This is a genomic window from Pseudomonas paraglycinae (assembly GCF_021601625.1).
In the GTDB taxonomy this organism is placed as follows: Bacteria; Pseudomonadota; Gammaproteobacteria; order Pseudomonadales; family Pseudomonadaceae; genus Aquipseudomonas; species Aquipseudomonas paraglycinae.
The window spans coordinates 266596-290233 of sequence record NZ_BQHR01000001.1 but is presented as its reverse complement, the minus strand read 5'-3'; the positions used below and the strand labels follow the sequence as shown (position 1 = coordinate 290233).

The following is a 23638-nucleotide window of genomic DNA, read 5'->3' as shown; positions in this document are numbered from 1 at the left end:
CCGAAGGCTCTGGAACGGCCATCTCCGCGCTTAATAGCATTAGTTTCCGGCAAGTGCTGGAGAAATGTTCACTGCAGCCGACATATTCTTATAGCACTTGGCCTTCATGTCTCTTGTCAGTCGGTGCCGCAATGATGCAACCTTGCCGCAGGCAACAGTAAAGAGGGCGAGAGCCCGGCGCGTTCAGCAAATTTCCAAGCGAGTTCCCTTCATGAAGAGCCAACCCGATGCCGCCAGCCGTATGGTGGCCGAGGTAGTGACGCAGTTGCCTGTGCCCTCGCGGCTCGGCATGCTGCGTTTCGAGCGCCTGAATGAAGCCAGCTGGGCGATGCTGTTTCTCGATCCCAACTGCGAACGCCAGTTCGGCCAGCCCGCCGTTGAACTCTGCGCCCTGGTCGGCTCGCCCTACGCAAGCCTGATGGAGCCCGAAGCGCGCTATCAACTGCATGATGCGATCCAGCAACAACTCGGCCAAAGCCCGCATTACCTGGTGCGCTATACCCTGCACACCGCCGCCGGCGCGTTGAGCATTCTTGAACTCGGTGAAGCCTACAAACAGCACAACCGCCACTTGCTGCGCGGTTACCTGCTGGCGGTCGACGATGTATTCGACGAAGCGCCGACGTTGCCCTCCGTCGATCTGGAAACCCAGAATTCACGCCTGCAAATCGCCCTTGAACTCAACCAGCGTGCCCAGCAGGAACAGCTGCAACATCTGGAGCGGGTGCGCGCCCAGCAGGACCTGATCCTGCTGCTGGCCCGCCAGCGTTACAGCAGCCAGAACTCCCTGCAAGAAGCCGCCGAACTGATTACCCGCTGCGCCTGCGATATCTACGAAATCGACTGCGCCAGTCTGTGGAACCTTGAAGGCCAGAAGCTGGTGCCGATCTCGGCGTACCACCGCGCCACCCAGGAATACATCCTGCCGGAGGTCATCGACGTCAGCGGCTTCCCCGATTACATGGACGCGTTGCACGGCAGCCGCGCCATCGACGCGCACAACGCGATGCGCGACCCGCGTACCCGGGAAATGGCCGAAGCCCTGCGCCCGCGTGACGTCAACGCCATGCTCGACGCCAGCATCCGCGTCGACGGCCAAGTGGTCGGCGTGCTGTGCCTGGAGCAGACCGGCGTCACCCGCGCCTGGCAGTCCGACGAAATCGCTTTTGCCGGTGAACTGGCCGACCAGTTCGCCCAGGTCATCAACAATCACAACCGCCGCACCGCCACCAGCGCGCTGCACCTGTTCCAGCGTGCGGTCGAGCAAAGCGCCAACGCCTTTTTGCTGGTCAACTGCGACGGCGTGGTCGAGTACGTCAACCCGAGCTTCACCGCGATCACCCAGTACACCACCGAGGAAGTCCACGGCCAGCGCCTCTCGGAATTGCCAGCCCTGGAAAACTTAAGCGAGCTGCTGTTCGACGCGCCGTCGGCGCTGGCCAAGAGCAACAGCTGGCAGGGCGAATTCAAGAGCCGCCGCAAGAACCTCGAACCCTACTGGGGCCAGTTGTCGATCTCCAAGGTCTACGGCGACAACCGTGAGCTGACGCACTACATCGGCATCTACGAAGACATCACTCAGACCAAGCTGGCGCAGCAGCGCATCGAGCGCCTAGCGTATACCGACAACCTGACCAACCTCGGCAACCGGCCTGCATTTATCCGCAATCTGGATGAACGCTTCGCCCGGGATAGCGATACCCCGATCAGCCTGCTGCTGGTGGACATCGACAACTTCAAGCGGATCAACGACAGCCTCGGCCACCAGACCGGCGACAAACTGTTGATCAGCCTGGCCCGGCGCCTGCGTAACAGCCTGAGCCCGAGCGGCAGTCTGGCGCGGTTCGCCAGTAACGAGTTCGCAGTGTTGCTCGACGACACAGACCTTGCCACCGGGCAGCAGATCGCCAACCAATTGCTGGCGACGCTGGATAAACCGATGTTCGTCGACAACCAGTTGATCAGCGTCACTGGCTCCGTGGGCCTGGCCTGCGCGCCACTGCACGGCCGCGACCCGCAAACCCTGATGCGCAACGCCGGCCTCGCTCTGCACAAGGCCAAGGCCAACGGCAAACATCAGGTCCAGGTGTTCACCGAAGCGCTGAACGCCGAGGCCAGCTACAAACTGTTCGTCGAGAACAACCTGCGCCGGGCCCTGACCCAGAACGAGCTGGACGTGTTCTATCAGCCGAAGCTGTGCCTGCGCAGCGGTCGCCTGCTCGGCATGGAAGCATTGCTGCGCTGGAACCACCCGGAGCGCGGCATGATTCGCCCGGACCAGTTCATCAGCGTCGCCGAGGAAACCGGCCTGATCATTCCGATCGGCAAGTGGATCGCCCGTCAGGCCTGTCGCATGAGCAAGGCTCTGACTGCTGCCGGCATGGGCAATCTGCAAGTGGCGATCAACCTTTCGCCCAAGCAGTTCTCCGACCCGGATCTGGTGGCCTCCATCGCCAACATCCTCAAGGAAGAAGCGCTGCCGGCCAATCTGCTGGAGCTGGAACTGACCGAAGGCCTGCTGCTGGAAGCGACCGAAGACACCCACTTGCAGCTCGACCAGCTCAAGCGCCTGGGCCTGACCTTGGCGATGGACGACTTCGGCACCGGTTACTCGTCGCTCAGCTACCTGAAAAAATTCCCGATCGACATCATCAAGATCGATCGCAGCTTCATCCATGAAATCCCGGACAACCAGGACGATATGGAAATCACCTCCGCCGTGATCGCCATGGCCCACAACCTGAAACTCAAGGTCGTCGCCGAAGGCATCGAGACTGCCGAGCAACTGGCGTTCCTGCGTCGCCACCGCTGCGACGTCGGCCAGGGCTACCTGTTCGACCGGCCGATTCCGGGCGCCGAGCTGATCCAGGCGCTCAAGCGCTATCCGCGCGGCCCGCTCTGCCTGTAAATCCCAAGACAGTACCCGCACATTTTGCCTAGTGATTAACGGGGCATCATTGGGCACACTGGCGGTCAGACTTTTTACATCCCATCCTGACTGAGAGGAACGATCATGGTTCTGCGCTCGGAAATTCTGGTGAACAAAAACGTGCTACCGACTAAAGAACAAGCTCTGCCTGGCCGCGAAACCCCGATGGCCCTGCCTGAAAAACACTTTGTTTTCACCGAAACGCCGTTGCTGGGCCCGTTCTTTCAGGACGTCGACTTCGCGATTTTCGGCCTGGGCTGCTTCTGGGGTGCCGAGCGCCGCTTCTGGCAGCGTGAAGGCGTGGTCAGCACCGTGGTCGGTTACGCCGGCGGTTACACGCCGAACCCGACCTACGAAGAAGTCTGCTCGGGCCTGACCGGCCACGCTGAAGTGGTGCTGGTGGTGTTCGACAAGGCCAAGGTCAGCTACGAAGAGCTGCTGGCGATGTTCTGGGAATTGCACAACCCGACGCAGGGCATGCGCCAGGGCAATGACATCGGCACCCAGTACCGTTCGGTGATCTACGCGACCCATCCGGAGCAACTGGAGGCAGCGTTGAAGAGCAAAGCTGTTTATCAGGCCGAACTGTCGAAGGCGGGTCTGGGTGAAATCAGCACCGAGATTGAACAGGCGCCGACCGTTTACTTCGCCGAGGCCTATCACCAGCAGTATCTGGCGAAAAACCCGGAAGGCTATTGCGGGATTGGCGGCACGGGCGTTTGCATGCCGCCGAGTCTGGCGGGGAACTGACCGCGACCACTGATCGCTCCCACGCTCCGCGTGGGAACGATCGGTCAGTGATCAGCTCTCGGCGATCAACCAATCCATCTGCCACCCACCCTGGGTTTGCCCAAGCTTTTTGGACAGCCACGGCAGTAGCTCACGCAATTCTTCCTCCAGCCCCCACGGCGGATTGGCAATCGCCAGGCCAGAGCCGTTCAGGCTGTTCGGCGTGTCCAGTGGATGCACGAGCAGCTCGACCCGCAGCAGTTTCGGCGCACCGGTGCCGGCCAGATCCTGATAGAAACGACGCAGCGCACGCTGATCCTTCACCGGATACCAGATCGCAGCCACGGTCTGGCGCATCCGGCCAATGGCCTCTTTCATCGACGCCGCACAACGCTGCATTTCATCGAGCTGTTCGAACGGCGGATCAATCAACATCACCGCGCGCTTCTCCTGCACCGGCAACATGGCGCGGGCGACATGCCAGCCCTCGCCCAGATGCACCTTCACCCGACGATCGCCGGCCATGTTCTCCTTGAGCTGCACGCCGTCTTCAGGGTGCTTCTCGTTGAGCATCACCCGGTCCTGCGGTCGGGTCAGACGCCGTGCCAGCTCCGGCGAACCCGGGTAATAACGCAACTGACCGTCCGGGTTCATCTCGTGCAGCACCTTCATATAGTCGGCGGTCAGCGCCGGCAGATCCGGCTGATCCCACAACCGCGCGATGCCTTCCAGGTACTCGCCGGTACGGTTGGCCTGATCACCCTGCAGGTCATACAGACCGATGCCGGCGTGGCTGTCGAGATAGGCAAACGGCTGCTCCTTGCGCGACATCAGGGCGATGAGGCGGGTCAAGGTCAGGTGTTTGAACACATCGGCGTGATTGCCGGCATGGAAGGCGTGACGATAATTCATGGCTGCTCCTGCGAGGGCCGTGAAGTTTACCTTTTACCGGGCGGCAAGTCAGGGGTTGGGGGCTGAGTGGGCGTTCCCGGCGCTACACTGGCCGCAACCACCTGACAGGAAGTCTGAAAATCATGTATTGCCGGATCATTGCCCTCCTTTGCCTGCCGGGCTCATTACACGCCTTCGCTGGCGAAGAACACACCGAACAGGCACGCCAGAATCTGAAGAACTACGGTTTGAGCTACTGCATCCTGGCGCCATTCAAAGAACAATCTGCACTGGAAAAAGACATCGGACTGTCCGCCGGAGCCTACTCGTTCATGGGCAAAGGCCTGCACACCATTGTTCAGAATGAGGACACGCTGGAGGTCACGCATGATCCGTATGCTGAGACTGAGAAATACATGGCTGGCGCCTACCTCAAAACATCCTCAACCAGCAAACAGACTAGTAAAAACATAGTGTTCTATTCTTGTCTGGAAATTTATAACTCGCCGGAATTTGACGCTTTCATCAAGTCGCAGGATCAGTATCTGCAAAACTGAAATCTTCTCGCCTGACTAAATGATCTTTCCAAAACGGATGTTGGAAAGGGGTGAGTGGGCAGTCTAGCTGTCGGGTACATCCGTGAGAGCCCCCTCACCCTAGCCCTCTCCCGGAGGGAGAGGGGACTGACCGAGGTGATCTTTCGGTTTGCATCGACCTGAAAAATCACCGCGACCTCAGCTTGGCCAAGCGAAGTTCACCACCGAAGTCGCAGGTCGGCGTACATGACCCAAACAACTCGGTCGGTCCCCTCTACCCTTGGGAGAGGGCTAGGGTGAGGGGTTGGGGATCTAAGGCCGGTCACGCAACCTGCGGCCAATCACATCCAAGACATCACAGCCGTCACGCAACGGAATCACGCAGAGCTGGGCGAAGTCGCTGAGGATGACCGAGTCGCACTCGACCGAGCCGCGCATGCACATGTTTTCCAGGACCTGGATTACCGCGCGGATTCGGTAGTTGGCGGCGTCCATCAGGATGTCGAGCGGGGCGTGGGTGTCGATGAACAGCGTGGGCATGTCGTTGCAGTTACTGGTCAGCGCCATGAGGCGGTTGTCGGGGTGGGGGATGAAGGGCTCGTAGGGTGGATCGGGTTTCAATGTTGGCACTGGAATCACTCCTAACGTATTGGGTGGAGCCGCCAACTCTCACTTCCACGCATTAGGTGGCGGCTGTACGCAGGTGTGGAAGACCGGGACGTTAGGCACCCGGCGCACTCGAAAGCGCCCCGCGCACAGCCACCAAAAACTCAAACGACAAAAACGCCTGACTGGTGCAGCTTGACGCGCCTAACGATAAAAGGGCTTCCACGCCCTGTCACCGAATTTGCGGTGACAGCCAAAGACTATCCCCGCACCACCGCGCCCACCAGTTCACGCAAACCGCCGCAACTCGCAGGAAACGTCCGAAGCCTTTGCCCGGAAATTTCACTCTGATTCGTCCCGCAAGTAGTCCAGCAGTGCCGAAGCCGACGATTCGTCCGACGCTGAAACCGCAAAAAACCTGACAACCTTGCAGCGCAAGACATCGGCGGGGAACGCTTCGAACAACGCCGGTTGCTCCTCGCTCAACCACTGCAAGGCGTTGTTGATCCGGGCATCTTCGCCGAATTGCGCCAGCAGTTTTTCCGGCACCGACCACCAAGGAAACTCTCGACCGGAGACCTGCGCTCTACCCCCTATCTCGACGGCCTGACCGTTGATCAATCCTCGCGTGAGGACCGGTAGTAGTTGCCCGGCATCCACCTCGGACGACTCAAGGATCGGCAACAAATACCGCCCATCCCAAAACCGGAAGAACACCACTTTCCCGTCCGGCATCAGCACCTGGGTCAAACTGCGAAAGTGCTCGACCACCGCCTCAAGCCCTGCTGAAGAAACCGCCAGCCAGCCCCAGTCGCGAGACTCCGTGGTCGCCACCCAATCCAGAAACTCACTGCCCGCGTCGACGATTCCCACGTAGGGCATCACCGCATCCCACTCGGCATAAATTGTTTCCACCCAGACCGGTTTCGGCATCTGCGCTTTCAGCGGCCAGGCCTTCAGTGGCTCTGCCGCACTGGCGCTACTGAAAATCGCGAACAACTGCTCCGACGGCTTCAGCGGCACATCCTTCAACCATTGTTCAGGCTGCACAGACACCACCCTTGCAGCGCTCGCATTCTTCGCAGAACGGCGCATCACCTTTAAGGCTCATGATTTGCGCCGCAGTCAGAATCACAGCCGGTGCCGCCACCAGTTTTTCCGGCAACCCCGGCATTGTCGGCGCCGCGCTCATCGCCGCCATTGGCGCGCCACCCACCACAATCGGCACGCTGCTGAAGATCCCGCCGGGGCCGATGTTGATCCACTGCCCGCCCGCCTGAATCGTCGCGCTCGCCCCGCCGTCGATCACCACTTGCTGGCCTGCGCTGACGTGGAATTGAGCACTGGCGTTGATCGCCTGATTGCTTACGCGGATGTGCCGGTCGCCGGTCACCGTGAGGTGGTCGTCCTGCTTCACTTCGGTCTGGCGCTGGCCGTGGGTGATGCGCTGCTCATCGGCTTTCAGTTCATGCTTGGCGAGACCGGTCACAACGACGCTGCGCTGGTTATCGACCTGCACCTGCTGATCGTTCAGCACATGCTGCGTCCAGTTTCGCTGGGCCCGCAGGTAGATTTCCTCGGCGCCTTTGCGATCCTCGATGCGCAGTTCGTTGTAGCCCCCACCGCCGGGACTGCTCTGGCTGCGGAAAATACTGCGGGTCTTGTCGGCCGGCAGGTCCAGCGGCACTGGCGTCGCGGCGTTCGGCAGGCAAGCCATGACCAGCGGTTTGTCGGCATCGGAATCGATGAACCCCACCAGCACTTCCATGCCGACCCGCGGAATCAGCACGCTGCCATAACGGTCATGAGCCCAGCCGCTGGCGACCCGCAGCCAGCAACTGGAATGCTCGTTGAGTTCGCCGTCGCGATCCCAGGCCAGTTGCACCTTGACCCGACCGTACTCGTCGCAATGGATTTCACTGTCTTGCGGACCAGTGACCACGGCTGGCTGATAACCGAGCATCCGAGGTTTTTCCGGGCCCATCGGCGGGCGGAAGAACACGTCCCACGGTGTGGCGAGAAAGGTATTACGGTAACCCTGGAATTCGTCACCCTCGCTGGTCACCGATTCCTCCAGCACTTGCGGCTGTCGGCCATGGTGCTCGATTGCGGTCAGCAGCCAGAGGTCATTCAGATCCTGGCGCGGATGCTCGGCCAGTTGCAGGAAATGTCCGCTGACCAAGGCAGATTGATCGCTGCGCCCCTCGGCCTGACGGTAATCGGCGACATGCCGCTCAAGCGTGCGCTGGGCCAGTTGCTTGCCAGTGGCGCGATCGGTGAACTGGCCGGGAAAGTGGTAATCCTCCAGCACCGGGCGCTGGTCGCTTTCCACCCAGCTCTGCAGCGCCAGCCGCGGTTTGGTGAAGTCGTAATCACGCCGGGTGACCACGCTGGTGCGGGTTTCCACTCGAACGGTGAAGCGCTTGATTGCCGGTGCCGATGCAGCCATGCCGCTGCCCGGCAGGTACAGCGTCGGCTCGGCCAGACGCGGGAACACCGTTTGATCGTCACCGAACACCAACAGATGCCCGTCCGGGCTGTGCTGAAAGTGGAAGTGAATGCCGACTTCGGCACACAGCCGCTGGATGAACGCCAGATCGCTCTCGGCGTACTGCACGCAATACTCACGCGGCGGGTAATCGCTGCCGAGGCGAAATTCGAAGGCGTCGCGCAGGATCGCGTGATCCTTGAGGATCTGCGTCACAATCTGCGGCACGCTTTGATGCTGGAAGATCCGCTGATTGATCCGATGACCCAGATAGGCCAGACGCGGAACGAGGCTGACGTGATAGCGGGTCAGACGCTTGCCGGAATCCCCCTGCCCGACCCGATAGATCTGACCGTGGATACCGGAACCGTCTTCATCAAAACTCAGAAACGCCTGACAGTGCAGCAGGCTTTCCAGATCCAGATCCGGCCGTTCACTGACCAGCTCCAGGTCAAAGCGAAAGGGTTGGCTGATGGCTTCCTTGCCCGTGAACTCAAGGACTTTGAGGTCAAACAGGGCGCCTTCGACGGTCAACGTGAAACGCGGTTGATTGGCAGGCGCGAACATCCGATGTCTCTCTGCAGATTGAGGGCGGGCGATTCTGCATGAGGGGCAAGGGGTGCAGGTTGGGTGACTGAAAAATCAGATTTCCCCTACTTGAAACTTCGATCTCCCCTTCAAGAATTGGCGCATTCGACTACAGACTTTGCCTTCAGAAAAATCGCAGGCAAAGAAAACGGCCCGCTTCCGGGTAGGAAACGGGCCGTTTTCTGGTGAGCCTCAGCTCATTTCCATCACTTGTTCAGATGGAAATCCTTCTCGGCCGCTTCAAAGCGCTGAACCATGCCGGCGCTCGGCTGGCCCATCAGGCTGACGAAGTAGATCGCCAGGCTGGCGAAGATGAAGCCAGGGATGATTTCGTACAGACCCAGCAGTTCGAAATGCTTCCACACGATCACGGTGATCGCGCCGACCAGGATGCCCGCCAGTGCGCCGTCACGGGTCATCTTTTTCCAGATCACCGAGATCAGCACCACAGGACCGAAGGCCGCACCGAAACCAGCCCAGGCGTAGGACACCAGACCCAGCACGCGGTTTTCCGGGTTGGCAGCCAGGGCGATAGCGACCAGCGAAACCAGCAGCACCATGGCGCGACCAACCCATACCAGCTCGACTTGCGAAGCGGATTTACGCAGGAAAGCCTTGTAGAAGTCTTCGGTCAGGGCGCTCGAGCACACCAGCAACTGGCAGCTCAGGGTGCTCATTACTGCCGCGAGAATCGCCGACAACAGCACGCCTGCAATCCACGGGTTAAAGAGGATTTTCGCCAGTTCAATGAACACGCGCTCGTGGTTTTCGGTCACTGGACCTGCCACCTCCGGGTGCGCCGAGAAGTAAGCGATACCGAAGAAGCCCACCGCCACGGTGCCGCCCAGGCACAGGATCATCCAGGTCATGGAGATGCGACGGGCGTTGGCGATGGATTTCACCGAATCAGCGGCCATGAAACGCGCCAGGATGTGCGGCTGACCGAAGTAGCCCAGACCCCAACCCATCAGCGAGATGATGCCGATGAAAGTGGTGCCCTTGAGCATGTCGAAGTTGCTCGGGTCCTGCGCTTCGATCGCCAGGAACGTGGTGTCGACGCCGCCGGTGGCCAGCAGCACGATGATCGGCGTCAGCAGCAGGGCGAAGATCATCAGGGTGGCTTGTACGGTGTCGGTCCAGCTCACCGCGAGGAAACCGCCGACGAAGGTGTAGGCGATCGTCGCCGCAGCACCGGCCCACAGCGCCGTCTCGTAGGACATGCCGAAGGTGCTTTCGAACAGACGGGCACCGGCCACGATGCCGGAAGCGCAGTAGATGGTGAAGAACACCAGAATCACGACTGCCGAAATGATGCGCAGCAGACCGCTCTTGTCTTCGAAACGGCTGGAGAAGTAGTCCGGCAGGGTCAGTGCATCGCCGTTGTGCTCGGTCTGAACACGCAGACGACCGGCGACGAACAGCCAGTTCAGGTAGGCACCGACGATCAGGCCGATGGCGATCCAGCTTTCGGACAGGCCAGACATGTAGATGGCGCCCGGCAGGCCCATCAGCAACCAGCCGCTCATGTCGGAAGCGCCGGCGGACAATGCCGTCACCACGCTGCCCAGGCTGCGGCCGCCCAGAATATAGTCAGAAAGGTTATTGGTGGAGCGATAGGCCATGAAGCCGATCAGCACCATTGCTGCGATGTAGATCACGAACGTGATCAGGGTTGGATTGCTTGCGCTCATTACGTACGTGCCCTGGCTTTGTTTTTATGTAGCGGCGGCGGTTGCACCGTTTGCAGACTGACGTCTGACAGACGATTCGCACGGCCGCGCATTTATGACCAATGTTTCCCCAGGAAAGCCATTGGCCGGTGCGTCGGGTTTCCCCGGTTGCACCTTGGGCGCGAATCCTATGCAACAAAGTAAAACAGGTGCAACCAGTTTCTTGAGAATTAGTTGCACCCAGTCGGATTTATCTTACGGAAGTGGCTTTTTGCTCCCTTTTAACGCAGTGACAACGCTTTTCTAGAAGCAAAAGCACCAAGCAAGAGCAGCACTTTCGTACCAGAAATTATTTCCTGACGAGCTGCAGAATATTCCGACAAAAAAGGGTTGCACCCGGTTGCACCTGTTTCGGCTCGCGGCTAATCTTGCCGCCAGCTGTTGTCGCGCAACTGCGGCACCTATGAGGATAAAAATATGGCTACCACCACCCTTGGGGTCAAACTTGACGACCCGACCCGCGAGCGCCTGAAGGCCGCCGCAACCTCGATTGATCGCACACCGCACTGGCTGATCAAGCAGGCAATTTTCAATTACCTGGAAAAACTCGAGGGTGGTGCAACCCTGACCGAGCTGAACGGTTTGACCGCCAAGGACGCCGACGACGCGGGCGAAGTCCACACCGATCACGCTCACCAATGCTTCCTCGAATTCGCCGAAAGCATCCTGCCGCAGTCGGTGCTGCGCGCCTCGATCACCGCCGCTTACCGTCGCCCTGAACCGGAAGTGGTACCGATGCTGATCGAGCAGGCTCGCCTGCCGGCGCCGATGGCCGAAGCCACCAACAAACTCGCCGCAACCATCGCGGAAAAACTGCGTAACCAGAAGAGTGCCGGCGGTCGTGCAGGCATTGTTCAGGGCCTGCTGCAGGAATTCTCCCTGTCGTCCCAGGAAGGCGTGGCGCTGATGTGCCTGGCCGAAGCGCTGCTGCGTATCCCGGACAAAGGCACTCGCGATGCGCTGATCCGCGACAAGATCAGCACCGGCAACTGGCAGCCGCACCTGGGCAACAGCCCGTCGCTGTTCGTCAACGCGGCGACCTGGGGCCTGCTGCTGACCGGCAAACTGGTCTCCACCCACAATGAAGCCGGCCTGACTTCGTCCCTGAGTCGCATCATCGGCAAGAGCGGCGAGCCGATGATCCGCAAGGGCGTCGACATGGCCATGCGCCTGATGGGCGAGCAGTTCGTCACCGGCGAAACCATCGCCGAAGCCCTGGCCAATGCGAGCAAATTCGAAGCCAAAGGCTTCCGCTATTCCTACGACATGCTCGGTGAAGCGGCGCTGACCGAACACGACGCCCAGAAGTACCTGGCCTCGTACGAACAAGCCATTCACTCGATCGGCAAAGCGTCCCACGGCCGTGGGATTTATGAAGGCCCGGGCATCTCGATCAAGCTGTCGGCCCTGCACCCGCGTTACAGCCGCGCCCAGTACGAGCGCGTGATGGACGAACTGTACCCGCGCCTGCTGTCGCTGACCCTGCTGGCCAAGCAATACGACATCGGCCTGAACATCGACGCCGAAGAAGCCGACCGCCTGGAGCTGTCGCTGGATCTGCTTGAGCGTCTGTGCTTCGAGCCGCAACTGACTGGCTGGAACGGCATCGGTTTCGTGATCCAGGCTTACCAGAAGCGTTGCCCGTACGTGATCGACTACGTGATCGACCTGGCTCGCCGCAGCCGTCATCGCCTGATGATCCGTCTGGTGAAAGGCGCGTACTGGGACAGCGAAATCAAGCGCGCTCAGGTCGAAGGCCTGGAAGGCTATCCGGTCTACACCCGCAAGGTGTACACCGACGTTTCCTACATCGCCTGCGCCCGCAAACTGCTGTCGGTGCCGGAAGTCATCTACCCGCAATTCGCCACGCACAACGCCCACACCCTGTCGGCGATTTATCACATTGCCGGTCAGAACTATTACCCGGGCCAGTATGAGTTCCAGTGCCTGCACGGCATGGGCGAACCGTTGTACGAACAGGTTGTAGGCAAAGTCTCCGAAGGCAAGCTGAACCGTCCGTGCCGTGTGTACGCTCCGGTCGGCACCCACGAAACCCTGCTGGCGTACCTCGTACGTCGTCTGCTGGAAAACGGCGCCAACACCTCGTTCGTCAACCGCATCGCCGACCAGTCGATTTCGATCCAGGAACTGGTGGCCGATCCGGTGGCGCAGATCGAGCAGATGGCGACCGTGGAAGGTGGTTTCGGCCTGCCGCACCCGCGCATTCCGCTGCCGCGTGACCTGTACGGTTCCGAGCGTGCCAACTCTGCCGGCATCGACATGGCCAACGAACATCGTCTGGCTTCGCTGTCCTGTGCCCTGCTGGCGACCGCGCACAACAACTGGAAAGCTGCGCCGATGCTCGGTTGCGCCTCCAGCAACGAAGCGCCGGCACCGGTGCTGAACCCGTCCGATCTGCGTGACGTGGTCGGCCACGTGCAGGAAGCCACGGTCGAAGACGTCGACAACGCAATCCAATGCGCCCTGAACGCCGCACCGATCTGGCAGGCCACCCCGCCGGCCGAACGTGCCGCGATTCTGGAACGCGCCGCTGACTTGATGGAAGGCGAGATCCAGCCGCTGATGGGCCTGCTGGCCCGCGAGGCCGGCAAGACCTTCGCCAACGCCATCGCCGAAGTCCGCGAAGCCGTCGACTTCCTGCGTTACTACGCGGTGCAGGCACGCAACGATTTCAGCAACGACGCCCACCGCCCACTGGGCCCGGTGGTGTGTATCAGCCCTTGGAACTTCCCGCTGGCGATCTTCAGCGGTCAGGTTGCAGCCGCATTGGCCGCCGGTAACCCGGTGCTGGCCAAACCGGCCGAACAGACTCCGCTGGTGGCTGCACAAGCCGTACGCCTGCTGCTTGAAGCCGGGATTCCGGAGGGCGTGCTGCAACTGTTGCCGGGTCGCGGTGAAACCGTCGGCGCCGGTCTGGTGGGCGATGAGCGCGTCAAAGGCGTGATGTTTACCGGTTCCACCGAAGTCGCGCGTCTGCTGCAACGCAACATTGCTGGTCGCCTCGACAACCAGGGCCGTCCAATTCCGCTGATCGCCGAAACTGGCGGCCAGAACGCGATGATCGTCGACTCTTCGGCACTGACCGAACAAGTGGTGATCGACGTTGTGTCGTCGGCGTTCGACAGCGCCGGTCAGCGTTGCTCGGCCCTGCGTGTTCTGTGCTTGCAGGAAGATTCCGCTGATCGCGTCATCGAAATGCTCAAGGGCGCGATGGCTGAAAGCCGTCTCGGCAACCCGGAGCGCCTGTCCGTGGACATCGGCCCGGTGATCGACGCCGAAGCCAAGGCCGGTATCGAGAAGCACATCCAGGGCATGCGCGACAAAGGTCGCAACGTGTACCAAGTGGCCATCGCCGATACCGAGGAAGTCAAACGCGGCACCTTCGTCATGCCGACCCTGATCGAGCTGGAAAGCTTCGACGAACTGCAACGCGAGATCTTCGGCCCGGTGCTGCACGTGGTGCGCTACAAGCGTAAAGAGATCGACCAGTTGATCGCCCAGATCAACGCCTCCGGTTACGGCCTGACCCTCGGCGTGCACACCCGCATCGACGAGACCATCGCCAAGGTGATCGACAACGTCAACGCCGGCAACGTCTACGTCAACCGCAACATCGTCGGTGCCGTGGTCGGCGTCCAGCCGTTCGGTGGTGAAGGCCTGTCGGGTACTGGCCCGAAAGCCGGTGGCCCGCTGTACCTGTACCGTCTGCTGTCGACGCGTCCTACCGATGCCATCGAACAATCCTTCGCTCGCGGTGATGCTGCCGTGGCACCGGACGTTCGTCTGCGCGACGCCATGAGCAAACCGCTGACCGCCCTGAAAGCCTGGGCCGACAGCAACAAGTTCGCCGACCTGAGCACCCTGTGCGTGCAGTACGCAGCGCAGTCGCAAAGCGGTATCACCCGCGTACTGGCCGGCCCGACCGGCGAGAAGAACAGCTACGCGATCCTGCCGCGCGAGCACGTGCTGTGCCTGGCTGACATCGAAGGTGATCTGCTGACCCAACTCGCGGCGGTACTGGCGGTGGGCGGTTCGGCGGTCTGGCCGGAATCCGACACCAGCAAGGCATTGTTCGCACGCCTGCCGAAGGAGATTCAGGCGCGGATCAAACTGGTTTCCGACTGGAACAAGGACGACGTGGTGTTCGATGCGGTTCTGCATCACGGCCACTCCGACCAGTTGCGTGCGGTCTGCCAGCAGATCGCCAAACGTGCTGGCGCCATTGTTGGAGTCCAGGGTCTGTCCCAGGGCGAGACCAACATTGCGCTGGAGCGTCTGGTGATCGAGCGCGCGTTGAGCGTCAACACTGCGGCAGCGGGCGGTAACGCCAGCCTGATGACCATCGGATAAAAGCAGCTGCAAGCTTCGAGCGACAAGCTGCAAGTAAAAGCAAACTGCTCTTACTTGCGGCTTGAAGCTTGTAACTTGTGCCGCCCCATCACCCTTATCTATCTTCCTTTCCCCTTTTTATAAGCCTCCCTAGACTGCGGCATACTTTATTTAAGGTAGGCCGCCATGTCCGAGACGCTGCTCAGTTCCCGCAATCTGGCTTTCGAGCTGTACGAAGTCCTCGATGCCGAGGGCCTGACCCGGCGCGAGCGATTTGCCGAGCACAACCGCGAAACCTTCGACGCCGCCATCGGCACGGCACGCAACATTGCCGAGAAGTACTTCGCACCGCACAACCGCAAGGGCGACGAAAACGAGCCGCGCTACGAGAACGGTCAGGCGATTCTGATTCCCGAGGTGAAACCGGCGGTGGATGCCTTCCTCGAGGCTGGATTCCTCAACGCGGCGCGCAGTTTCGACGCTGGCGGCATGCAACTTCCTACACTGCTGTCCCAGGCCTGCTTCGCTCACTTTCAGTCAGCGAACGCGGCTTCTACTTCCTATCCGTTCCTGACCATGGGCGCGGCCAACCTGATCGAAAGCTTCGGCACCGAAGAACAGAAGCAACGTTTCCTGCAACCGATGATCGACGGCCGCTTCTTCGGCACCATGGCCCTGACCGAACCTCATGCCGGGTCGTCGCTGTCGGATATTCGTACACGTGCAGAGCCTGCGTCCGACGGCACCTATCGCCTCAAGGGCAACAAGATCTTCATCTCCGGCGGCGATCACCCGCTCTCGGAAAACATCGTGCACATGGTGCTGGCCAAGCTGCCGGACGCACCGGCCGGGGTGAAGGGTATTTCGCTGTTTATCGTGCCCAAGTTTCTGGTTAACGATGACGGCAGCCTCGGCAAGCGCAACGACGTGTTGCTGGCCGGGCTGTTTCACAAGATGGGCTGGCGCGGCACGACGTCCACGGCGCTGAACTTCGGCGATAACGGCGAGTGCGTCGGCTATCTGGTAGGCAAGCCGCATCACGGCTTGAGCTACATGTTCCAGATGATGAACGAGGCGCGGATCGGTGTCGGCATGGGCGCGGTGATGCTCGGTTACGCCGGTTACCTGTACTCGCTGGAATACGCCCGCGAACGGCCGCAGGGTCGGGTGCCGGACAGCAAGGACCCGACGACGGCGCCGGTGGCGATCATTCAGCACGCGGACGTCAGACGCATGCTGCTGACACAGAAATCCTACGTTGAAGGGGCGTTCGATCTCGGTCTGTATGCGGCACGGCTGTTCGATGACACCACCACGCTGGAAACCGAGGCCGAGCGCAAACAGGCGCATGAACTGCTGGATTTGCTGACGCCGATTGTCAAATCCTGGCCATCGGAGTACTGCCTCAAGGCCAACGAACTGGCGATCCAGATTCTCGGCGGCCACGGCTACACCCGTGAATACCCGGTGGAGCAGTACTACCGCGACAACCGCCTGAACCCGATCCACGAAGGCACTCACGGCATTCAGTCGCTGGACTTGCTCGGGCGCAAACTGGCGCAGAACGGTGGTGCCGGGCTCAAGCAGCTGATTCGACTGATCGCCGACACCGCCGAACGCGCGGTGGCGTACGAATCGTTGACCGCACTGCGTGAGCCGTTGGAGAAACTGGTGGCGCGCCTGCAGAGCGTGACCATCGGCCTGCTGACGGATCTGGCTCAAGGCAAGGTCAACAGCAGCCTGGCGAACTCGGCGTTGTACCTGAAGGTGTTCGGGCACGCGGTGATTGGCTGGCGCTGGCTGGAACAGGCGATTCGAGCCGAGGAAGGGTTGGCCAAGGGGAATGCGGCGGATGTCGACTTCTATAAGGGCAAGTTGCAGGCGGCGCGTTATTTTCTGACGTGGGAAGTGCCGGGGTGCCAGCATGAATTGGCGTTGCTGGAGGCGCGGGATGATACGTGTCTGGGGATGCAGGATGCGTGGTTCTGATCATTGACCGAGTGAAACCCGGCCCTCACCCCAGCCCTCTCCCGGAGGGAGAGGGGGCCGAATGGGGGATGCTTAAGAAGTACATCGACCTGAAAGTGCTATGCCGAATCCATAATCGACTCGGTTTTTCAGGTCGATGTAGAGAGCAAGACAACTCGGTCAGTCCCCTCTCCCTCCGGGAGAGGGTTAGGGTGAGGGTGAGGGGCTCTTTGGCTCTTGGCACTCAAACCAACTTGAACCTACCCATCTGCCGCGCCAGATCATCCGCCAGCCGCTGCAACATCTGACAATCCTCGCGACACGCCCGAACCTCCCCCGCCGTCGCCCGGGCCAGATCGGAAATCCCCTGCACGTTACGGTTGATCTCCTCAGTCACAGCCGACTGCTCCTCAGTCGCCGTCGCCACCTGATGGTTCATGTCGCTGATGCGCTCGACCTGCCCGGTAATGGCAGTCAAAGAGGCCCCGGTACGCTGGCTCGATTCAACTCCTGTCCCCGTCGCGGCCTGCCCGGTACGCATTGAAGACACAGCATTCTCCGCCCCCTGCTTGAGGCTGCCGATCATCTGCTGGATCTCGTCGGTAGACGCCTGAGTCCGTCGCGCCAAGGTGCGCACTTCATCCGCCACCACCGCAAAACCACGCCCCATATCGCCGGCTCGAGCAGCCTCGATGGCAGCATTCAACGCCAGCAGGTTGGTCTGCTCGGACACCCCGCGAATCACCGCGAGCACCTGATCGATCGACGCCACCTGATGCGCCAGCTCACCCACCGCGCCCGCCGCGACGCCAATTTCATCGGACATACTTTCTATATGGCGAATCGAGCCACCCACCACTTCCCGCGCCTGCATCGCTTCATCGCGCGCCGTTTGCGAGGCAAGCGCCGCGTTGCCGGCGTTCTGGGCAATTTCCTGTACGGTCAGGCCCATTTCGTGGACGGCGGTGGCAACCATGTCGGTCATTTCCTGCTGGCGACCGGAGCGTTCGGCGGTGTTATCCACAACCCTGGCCACCTGACCGACGGCAACGCGCAGACGTTCACTGGTGGTCAGCACTTCGCCGATCATCCCGCGCTGGCTGTCTAGGAAACGGTTGAAGCCCCGGGCGAGGTCGCCCAGTTCATCGGCGCGGCTGGAATCTAACCGATGGGTCAAATCTCCACCGCCGCTACCGATTGCTACCAGCGCAGCTGTTACCTGACGAATCGGTCGCACCAATCCCTGAGCCAGCCAGACCACCAGTGCCAGGCAGACCAGCGCCACCGCCAGACCGATGCCGCTGCTCATCCACATCGCCCGGCGGGCTTCGGCGTAGATCTGCGACTGTGGCACTTCGGCCACCAGGGTCCAGCCGAGGTCGCGCAAAGGCAGGCTGAAGGCGAGGAAGTCTTCACCGTCGCGCTGGAAGCTGCTGTTGGCGGCGACTTTATGGCCCATGACCGCTTGTGCTGCTGCGCCACCGATCTGCTCGCTCAAGGTGCGCTTGCCGCTGAACTGTGCTTCGGGATGGACCTGGATCAAACCGTCGGAACGCACGAGATAGACCTTCCCGCGCTCGCCGAAGCTGAAGTTGTGGATCAGCTCCGACAGCTCTTTCATGCTCAATCCAAGACCCGCCACGCCGACCACTTTGCCGGCCTGCTCCACCTTCAAATCAATGAACAGTGCCAGCTCTCCGGTGGCCCCGTCGTTGTCGATGTTCAGAGTTCGCGGCTGATTGCTGTCGAGGAAGGAGTAGAACCAGGCATCGGCCGGTTTATCGCGACTCAGGGTGCGATCCAGGCCTTTTTCAGTGATGTAGTGATTGGATTCGGTGCCGATGATCAGCGCGGTAAACGCCTTGTGTTCGGCGCGGATACCTTCCAGATACTGCGCGAAGCCCGCCGTTTTGGCGGAGTCTTCACCATTGGCCAGCCAGTCGCGGACCATGGTGTTGCTGGCGATGTCCTTGGCGGCGGTAAGGGGCTGAACGAGGATTCGTTCGATGTCGTTGCGCGTCGCTTCGATGCTCGACGGCAGCGCCTGTTCGACCAGATAGCTCTGGGCGAGGCGGTTGACCACCAGGGTATAAATGCCAACCACGATCAGAATGCTGACCAGCAGGGCGGTGCCCATACCGAGGATCAGCTGCCATTGAATACTGCGACGCCAGAACTGCATGGAGCACCCCCAAAGAATAAGAGGCTGAAACACTGCAACAGCCGTGCCGATTGTATACAAACCAATCGACAATCTTATTCTTTGGTTGTGCGCAACCCCATCAACCCTGATTGATGGTCTTGGCGATGGTCTCGACCGTGGCGCTGACTTGCTCTTGGTAACGCTCGAGTTCTTCCTGATGCTGTTTCTTCATTTCAATCTGCTGCGAGCACAGATTCATCGCCGCCAGCACCAGCAGGCGGTCGCCGATCAGGGTCGGGTATTTGCGCTTGGTGTCGGCCAGCGCGGCCTTGAGCATCAATGCGGCGTCCAGCAGGGTCTGTTCTTCCCCGGCCGGTGCCTTGATCGAATAGTCCTCCCCCATGATGGAGATGACTTTTACCCCTGCTGTGCCGTGGTTCATGCGCTGACAGGACCTGCGTTGACGCGATCAACCAGGGCCTGGATGCGCGCGGCGGTGGCGCCGTGCTTTTCTTCCTGTTCCATCAGGCTCAGTTGCAGGCTTTCGTTTTCATCCTTGGCCTGGGCCAGTTCCGTGGACAGGGTCTGGTTGGTTTGCGACAGGGTCTGGTTTTGTTGCACCAGGTCGCTGACGAGCTGTTCCAATTGGCTGAGGGATGCTTCCAACATTTTGATCTTCCGGGGCTTTTTCAAAGGGCGCGTACGATAAAGAAAAGTCGTCGTTGACGCCAGGGTTAAACCGGCGCAAGGCCTTGATTTTCCTGGCGGCTCGACCGTTCTTGCGAGTCTTAGAGACTGTCATCTGCCGATCTGGTTCCTGCACTTCGTCGCTTGCGTGCGGATGCGACAAATACGCGCACCGACTCAAGACTTTAGTCGTATGACCGATAAGTCACCCAACAGCAGTCTCAGCCCGCATGGATGCGGCCCTTCCTGGTATACGCCCCATGTCCCTTCGCAATATGAACATCGCCCCCCGGGCGTTCACCGGTTTCGCCCTGATCGGCGGCCTGATGCTGATTCTTGGTGTGTTCGCCCTGAACCAGATGAGCAAGATCCGCGCAGCAGGCGAAGACATCGCCACCGCCAGCGTGCCTTCGATCAAGGCCCTCGACGAATTCACCCAGTTGACCCTGCGCCTGCGCGTGCTGTCGTATCGGTTGCTGATCAACCGCGAGCCAGACGTCCAGCAAAAAACCATCGAGCTGTTCGATTTACGCAACCGGCAGATCACCGACGCGCAACGCGCCTACGAGCCGCTGATCGATGGCCCGCAAGAACGCGCGGCTTACGATCAGTACGTGCAGTTGCTGGCACAGTACCGCCAGCTCGAAGACCGGATGAAGACTCTGTCACGCAACAATCAGATCGACGAACTGCGGCAGATGCTCAACACCGATTTGCTCGCCAATTCCGAAGCGGTGAATACCGCTCTCGCGCGTTTGCTGGAGATCAACACCCAACAGATCGCCGAGACCAATCAGGGCGCCACGGATCAGTATTCGATGTCGTTCAATCTGGTCGTGACCCTGTTGATCATCGCCACCGGCCTGACCTTCCTGTTCGCCTGGTTGTTGACCAGCAGCATCACCAAGCCAATCGCCAAGGCACTCGATGCAGCGGAAACCATCGCCGAAGGCAACCTGACCCAGCCGATCCACGTGGACGGCACCGACGAAGCCGGACGCCTGCTGGCGGCCATGGCCAAGATGCAGTCGAAGCTGCGCGACACCCTGCAGCGGATTTCCGGCTCGGCCACCCAACTGGCCTCCGCCGCCGAAGAGCTGAACAGCGTCACCGACGAAAGCGCCCGAGGCCTGACCCAGCAGAACAACGAAATCGAGCAGGCCGCCACGGCGGTCAACGAGATGACCAGCGCGGTGGAAGAAGTTGCACACAACGCCGTCAGCACCTCGGAAGCTTCGAAGAACGCCACCACCTCCGCCGGCGACGGCCGCGATCTGGTGCAGGAAACCGTCAGCGCCATCGAACGCATGAGCGCCGATGTGCAGAGCACCGCGACCCTGATCGGCGACCTGGCCAACGAATCCCGCGACATCGGCAAGGTGCTGGACGTGATCCGTGGCCTGGCTGACCAGACCAACCTGCTCGCGCTCAACGCCGCCATCGAAGCGGCCCGTGCCGGTGAAGCCGGTCGCGGTTTTGCCGTGGTGGCTGACGAAGTCCGTGCACTGGCGCACCGCACCCAGCAGTCGACCAGCGAAATCGAGCGCATGATCGGCAGCATCCAGAGCGGCACCGAACACGCCGTGGATTCGATGCGCAACAGCACCGAGCGCGCCGAGTCGACCCTGAACATCGCCCGTGGCGCCGGTCTGTCGCTGGACACCATCAACACGGCCATCGTCGAAATCAACGAGCGCAACCTGGTGATCGCCAGCGCTGCTGAAGAGCAGGCGCAAGTGGCACGGGAAGTGGATCGCAACCTGGTGAACATCCGCGATCTGTCGGTGCAGTCGGCGACGGGCGCGAATCAGACCAGTGCGGCGAGTAACGAGCTGTCGCGCCTGGCGCTGGATCTGAACAATATGGTTGGGCGGTTTAGCCTTTGATTTTTTAGATCAAGGTCAAGATCAAAAGCTACCCCCTCACCCCAACCCTCTCCCCCTAAAGGGGGCGAGGGGGAGGGAGCAGATCTTCGTGCGTTTCAAGACCTGAGTTCGACTCGCTATTTCAGGTCGATGTAACTCGAGAGAGCCACTCGGTCAGTCCCCTCTCCCTCCGGGAGAGGGCTAGGGTGAGGGCAGCAATCGCAAGCCGAACCCAAATCCCGAATCCCCCGCTGAAAAACCTTTTTGACAGCATCACATTTCAACAGGTTAGAATCGCTGGCACGCAGACTGCATGGTCAGTTTGTGCCCGTCTTTCCGCTTCTGGAGTACTGCCTTTGAATGCGACGACCATCAACAGCCTGTTCTTGATCGGCGCGTTGCTGGTAGGCGCAAGCATTCTTGTCAGCTCCCTTTCTTCCCGTCTCGGCATCCCGATTCTGGTGATCATCCTCGCGGTCGGCATGACTGCCGGGGTCGATGGCGGCGGCATCATTTTCGATAACTACCCGACGGCCTATCTGGTCGGCAACCTCGCGCTGGCGGTGATCCTGCTCGACGGCGGCTTGCGCACCCGGGTGTCCAGTTTCCGCGTGGCCCTATGGCCGGCTTTGTCGCTGGCGACGGTCGGGGTACTCATCACCACCGGCCTCACCGGCATGGCCGCCGCGTGGTTGTTCGATCTCAACCTGATTCAAGGCCTGCTGATCGGCGCCATCGTCGGTTCCACGGATGCCGCGGCGGTGTTCTCGCTGCTCGGCGGCAAAGGCCTGAACGAACGGGTGACCGCCAGCCTGGAAATCGAATCCGGCAGCAACGACCCGATGGCGGTGTTCCTCACCGTGACCCTGATCGACATGCTCGCCAGCGGCCAGACCGGCCTGCACTGGAGCCTGCTGACCCACCTGATCCGCGAGTTCGGCATCGGTGGTGTGATCGGTCTGGGCGGTGGCTGGCTGATGCTGCAACTGGTCAACCGGATCAATCTGGCCGCCGGCCTGTATCCGATTCTGGTGATCGCCGGCGGTCTGGTGGTGTTCGCCCTGACCAACGCCCTGCACGGCAGCGGCTTCCTCGCCGTGTACCTGTGCGGCCTGGTGATCGGCAACCGCCCGGTGCGCAGTCGTCACGGCATTCTGCACATGCTCGACGGCATGGCGTGGCTGGCGCAGATCGGCATGTTCCTGGTGCTGGGGCTGCTGGTCACTCCGCATGATCTGCTGCCGATCGCCTTGCCGGCGCTGGGTCTGGCGCTGTGGATGATTCTGTTCGCGCGGCCGCTGTCGGTGCTGGTCGGGCTGCTGCCGTTCAAGGCCTTCCATGGCCGCGAAAAGGCGTTCATTTCCTGGGTCGGTCTGCGCGGCGCGGTACCGATCATTCTGGCGGTATTCCCGCTGATGGCCGGGCTGCCAAATGCGCAGCTGTACTTCAACCTCGCGTTCTTTATCGTGCTGGTGTCGCTGCTGGTGCAGGGCACGAGCCTGCCGTGGGTGGCCAAGCTGCTCAAGGTGACGGTGCCGCCGGAGCCGGCGCCGATTTCCCGCGCCGCCCTCGAAGTGCACGTCACCAGCGAGTGGGAACTGTTCGTTTACAAACTCGGCGCGGAAAAATGGTGCATCGGTTCGCCCCTGCGCGAACTGAAAATGCCCGAAGGCACCCGTATCGCCGCCCTGTTTCGCGGCCAGCAACTGCTCCATCCGTCGGGTAGTACGGTGCTGGAAGTCGATGATTTGCTGTGTGTTATCGGCCATGAACACAACCTTCCGGCCCTCGGAAAACTGTTCAGCCAGGCGCCGCAACGCGGCCTCGATCTGCGCTTCTTCGGCGACTTCGTGCTCGAAGGAGATGCCCAGCTCAAAGCGGTTGCCGCCCTGTACGGCCTGCCCGCCGAAGGCATCGATCCGGACATGACCCTGGGCCACTTCATTGCCCAGAAAGTCGGCGGTGCACCTATCGTTGGCGACCAGGTGGAATGGAACAACACCCACTGGACGGTTGCGGTCATGGACGGGAACAAGATCGCCAAAGTGGGCGTCAGATTCCCCGAAGGAAGTCGCCCGGGCCCCGGGCTCTTCCTCTAAACTGCGTCCACTCTCACTTGCTTGACCGG

15 protein-coding genes and 1 pseudogene are annotated in these 23638 nt (G+C 60.8%); 7 read left to right on the top strand and 9 right to left on the bottom strand.

Features of this window, described 5'->3' with window-relative positions; genetic code table 11:
- Nucleotides 1-211: 211 nt before the first annotated feature.
- Together L6D82_RS01295 and msrA are read left to right on the top strand one after the other, a co-directional pair.
- Nucleotides 212-2908, top strand: a complete 2697-nt coding sequence (locus L6D82_RS01295) for a putative bifunctional diguanylate cyclase/phosphodiesterase (protein WP_102686819.1) — start codon at nucleotides 212-214, stop codon at nucleotides 2906-2908.
- 105 nt (nucleotides 2909-3013) lie between these two features.
- A complete protein-coding gene (msrA, locus tag L6D82_RS01290) occupies nucleotides 3014-3679 on the top strand; it encodes a peptide-methionine (S)-S-oxide reductase MsrA (RefSeq protein WP_074689601.1) in 666 nt (221 codons plus the stop codon).
- A 51-nt stretch (nucleotides 3680-3730) separates the two neighbouring features.
- Here the strand turns inward: msrA and L6D82_RS01285 are convergent, their stop codons facing one another.
- Nucleotides 3731-4570: a 23S rRNA (adenine(2030)-N(6))-methyltransferase RlmJ gene (locus L6D82_RS01285; protein WP_085746455.1), complete on the bottom strand. Its 840-nt coding sequence runs from the start codon at nucleotides 4568-4570 to the stop codon at nucleotides 3731-3733.
- 122 nt (nucleotides 4571-4692) lie between these two features.
- Between L6D82_RS01285 and L6D82_RS01280 the strand changes: the two genes are divergently transcribed.
- On the top strand, nucleotides 4693-5106 hold the full coding sequence (locus L6D82_RS01280) for a hypothetical protein (RefSeq protein WP_102686820.1): 414 nt from the start codon (nucleotides 4693-4695) through the stop codon (nucleotides 5104-5106).
- A gap of 291 nt (nucleotides 5107-5397) precedes the next feature.
- Here L6D82_RS01280 and L6D82_RS01275 read toward each other — a convergent pair whose 3' ends face one another.
- The 4 genes from L6D82_RS01275 to putP form a co-directional block, all read right to left on the bottom strand.
- The gene (locus tag L6D82_RS01275) at nucleotides 5398-5715 is read right to left on the bottom strand and encodes a hypothetical protein (RefSeq protein WP_102716942.1); all 318 of its coding nucleotides are present in this window, start codon (nucleotides 5713-5715) and stop codon (nucleotides 5398-5400) included.
- Between the two features lie 318 nt (nucleotides 5716-6033).
- On the bottom strand, nucleotides 6034-6786 hold the full coding sequence (locus L6D82_RS01270; protein WP_102716941.1) for a DUF4123 domain-containing protein: 753 nt from the start codon (nucleotides 6784-6786) through the stop codon (nucleotides 6034-6036).
- Nucleotides 6731-8746: a type VI secretion system Vgr family protein gene (locus tag L6D82_RS01265; protein WP_236187898.1), complete on the bottom strand. Its 2016-nt coding sequence runs from the start codon at nucleotides 8744-8746 to the stop codon at nucleotides 6731-6733. The genes L6D82_RS01270 and L6D82_RS01265 overlap by 56 nt, the downstream gene beginning before the upstream one ends.
- A gap of 227 nt (nucleotides 8747-8973) precedes the next feature.
- Entirely contained in the window at nucleotides 8974-10458 is a 1485-nt protein-coding gene (gene putP / locus L6D82_RS01260) for a sodium/proline symporter PutP (protein WP_236187897.1), read from the bottom strand.
- Nucleotides 10459-10914: 456 nt separating this feature from the next.
- Between putP and putA the strand changes: the two genes are divergently transcribed.
- The gene (gene putA, locus L6D82_RS01255) at nucleotides 10915-14868 is read left to right on the top strand and encodes a trifunctional transcriptional regulator/proline dehydrogenase/L-glutamate gamma-semialdehyde dehydrogenase (RefSeq protein WP_236187896.1); all 3954 of its coding nucleotides are present in this window, start codon (nucleotides 10915-10917) and stop codon (nucleotides 14866-14868) included.
- A gap of 165 nt (nucleotides 14869-15033) precedes the next feature.
- A complete protein-coding gene (locus L6D82_RS01250) occupies nucleotides 15034-16836 on the top strand; it encodes an acyl-CoA dehydrogenase (protein WP_236187894.1) in 1803 nt (600 codons plus the stop codon).
- A 223-nt stretch (nucleotides 16837-17059) separates the two neighbouring features.
- Here the strand turns inward: L6D82_RS01250 and L6D82_RS28835 are convergent, their stop codons facing one another.
- From L6D82_RS28835 to L6D82_RS01235, 4 genes and pseudogenes are all read right to left on the bottom strand, one after another.
- A complete protein-coding gene (locus L6D82_RS28835) occupies nucleotides 17060-17791 on the bottom strand; it encodes a methyl-accepting chemotaxis protein (RefSeq protein WP_445009168.1) in 732 nt (243 codons plus the stop codon).
- 135 nt (nucleotides 17792-17926) lie between these two features.
- Nucleotides 17927-18952: pseudogene (locus L6D82_RS28830) on the bottom strand (cache domain-containing protein); the annotation flags it as partial.
- Between the two features lie 145 nt (nucleotides 18953-19097).
- The gene (locus L6D82_RS01240; RefSeq protein ID WP_007952314.1) at nucleotides 19098-19400 is read right to left on the bottom strand and encodes a cell division protein ZapA; all 303 of its coding nucleotides are present in this window, start codon (nucleotides 19398-19400) and stop codon (nucleotides 19098-19100) included.
- Nucleotides 19397-19627, bottom strand: coding sequence for a hypothetical protein (locus L6D82_RS01235; RefSeq protein ID WP_064592964.1), 231 nt, complete (start codon nucleotides 19625-19627; stop codon nucleotides 19397-19399). The genes L6D82_RS01240 and L6D82_RS01235 overlap by 4 nt, the downstream gene beginning before the upstream one ends.
- 278 nt (nucleotides 19628-19905) lie before the next feature.
- On the opposite strand from L6D82_RS01235, the gene L6D82_RS28825 reads away from it, so the two are divergent.
- Both L6D82_RS28825 and L6D82_RS01225 read left to right on the top strand, forming a co-directional pair.
- Nucleotides 19906-21531: a methyl-accepting chemotaxis protein gene (locus L6D82_RS28825; protein WP_236187891.1), complete on the top strand. Its 1626-nt coding sequence runs from the start codon at nucleotides 19906-19908 to the stop codon at nucleotides 21529-21531.
- A gap of 335 nt (nucleotides 21532-21866) precedes the next feature.
- On the top strand, nucleotides 21867-23609 hold the full coding sequence (locus tag L6D82_RS01225; protein WP_085667701.1) for a potassium/proton antiporter: 1743 nt from the start codon (nucleotides 21867-21869) through the stop codon (nucleotides 23607-23609).
- Nucleotides 23610-23638: the final 29 nt, after the last annotated feature.

Excerpts from the sequence above, each read along its gene's own strand:
- L6D82_RS01295 (WP_102686819.1), top strand. The coding sequence starts at position 212 with ATGAAGAGCCAACCCGATGCCGCCAGCCGTATGGTGGCCGAGGTAGTG.
- msrA (WP_074689601.1), top strand. The coding sequence starts at position 3,014 with ATGGTTCTGCGCTCGGAAATTCTGGTGAACAAAAACGTGCTACCGACT.
- L6D82_RS01285 (WP_085746455.1), bottom strand. The coding sequence starts at position 4,570 with ATGAATTATCGTCACGCCTTCCATGCCGGCAATCACGCCGATGTGTTC.
- L6D82_RS01280 (WP_102686820.1), top strand. The coding sequence starts at position 4,693 with ATGTATTGCCGGATCATTGCCCTCCTTTGCCTGCCGGGCTCATTACAC.
- L6D82_RS01270 (WP_102716941.1), bottom strand. The coding sequence starts at position 6,786 with ATGCGCCGTTCTGCGAAGAATGCGAGCGCTGCAAGGGTGGTGTCTGTG.
- L6D82_RS01265 (WP_236187898.1), bottom strand. The coding sequence starts at position 8,746 with ATGTTCGCGCCTGCCAATCAACCGCGTTTCACGTTGACCGTCGAAGGC.
- putP (WP_236187897.1), bottom strand. The coding sequence starts at position 10,458 with ATGAGCGCAAGCAATCCAACCCTGATCACGTTCGTGATCTACATCGCA.
- putA (WP_236187896.1), top strand. The coding sequence starts at position 10,915 with ATGGCTACCACCACCCTTGGGGTCAAACTTGACGACCCGACCCGCGAG.
- L6D82_RS01250 (WP_236187894.1), top strand. The coding sequence starts at position 15,034 with ATGTCCGAGACGCTGCTCAGTTCCCGCAATCTGGCTTTCGAGCTGTAC.
- L6D82_RS28835 (WP_445009168.1), bottom strand. The coding sequence starts at position 17,791 with ATGGTTGCCACCGCCGTCCACGAAATGGGCCTGACCGTACAGGAAATT.
- L6D82_RS01240 (WP_007952314.1), bottom strand. The coding sequence starts at position 19,400 with ATGAACCACGGCACAGCAGGGGTAAAAGTCATCTCCATCATGGGGGAG.
- L6D82_RS01235 (WP_064592964.1), bottom strand. The coding sequence starts at position 19,627 with ATGTTGGAAGCATCCCTCAGCCAATTGGAACAGCTCGTCAGCGACCTG.
- L6D82_RS28825 (WP_236187891.1), top strand. The coding sequence starts at position 19,906 with ATGTCCCTTCGCAATATGAACATCGCCCCCCGGGCGTTCACCGGTTTC.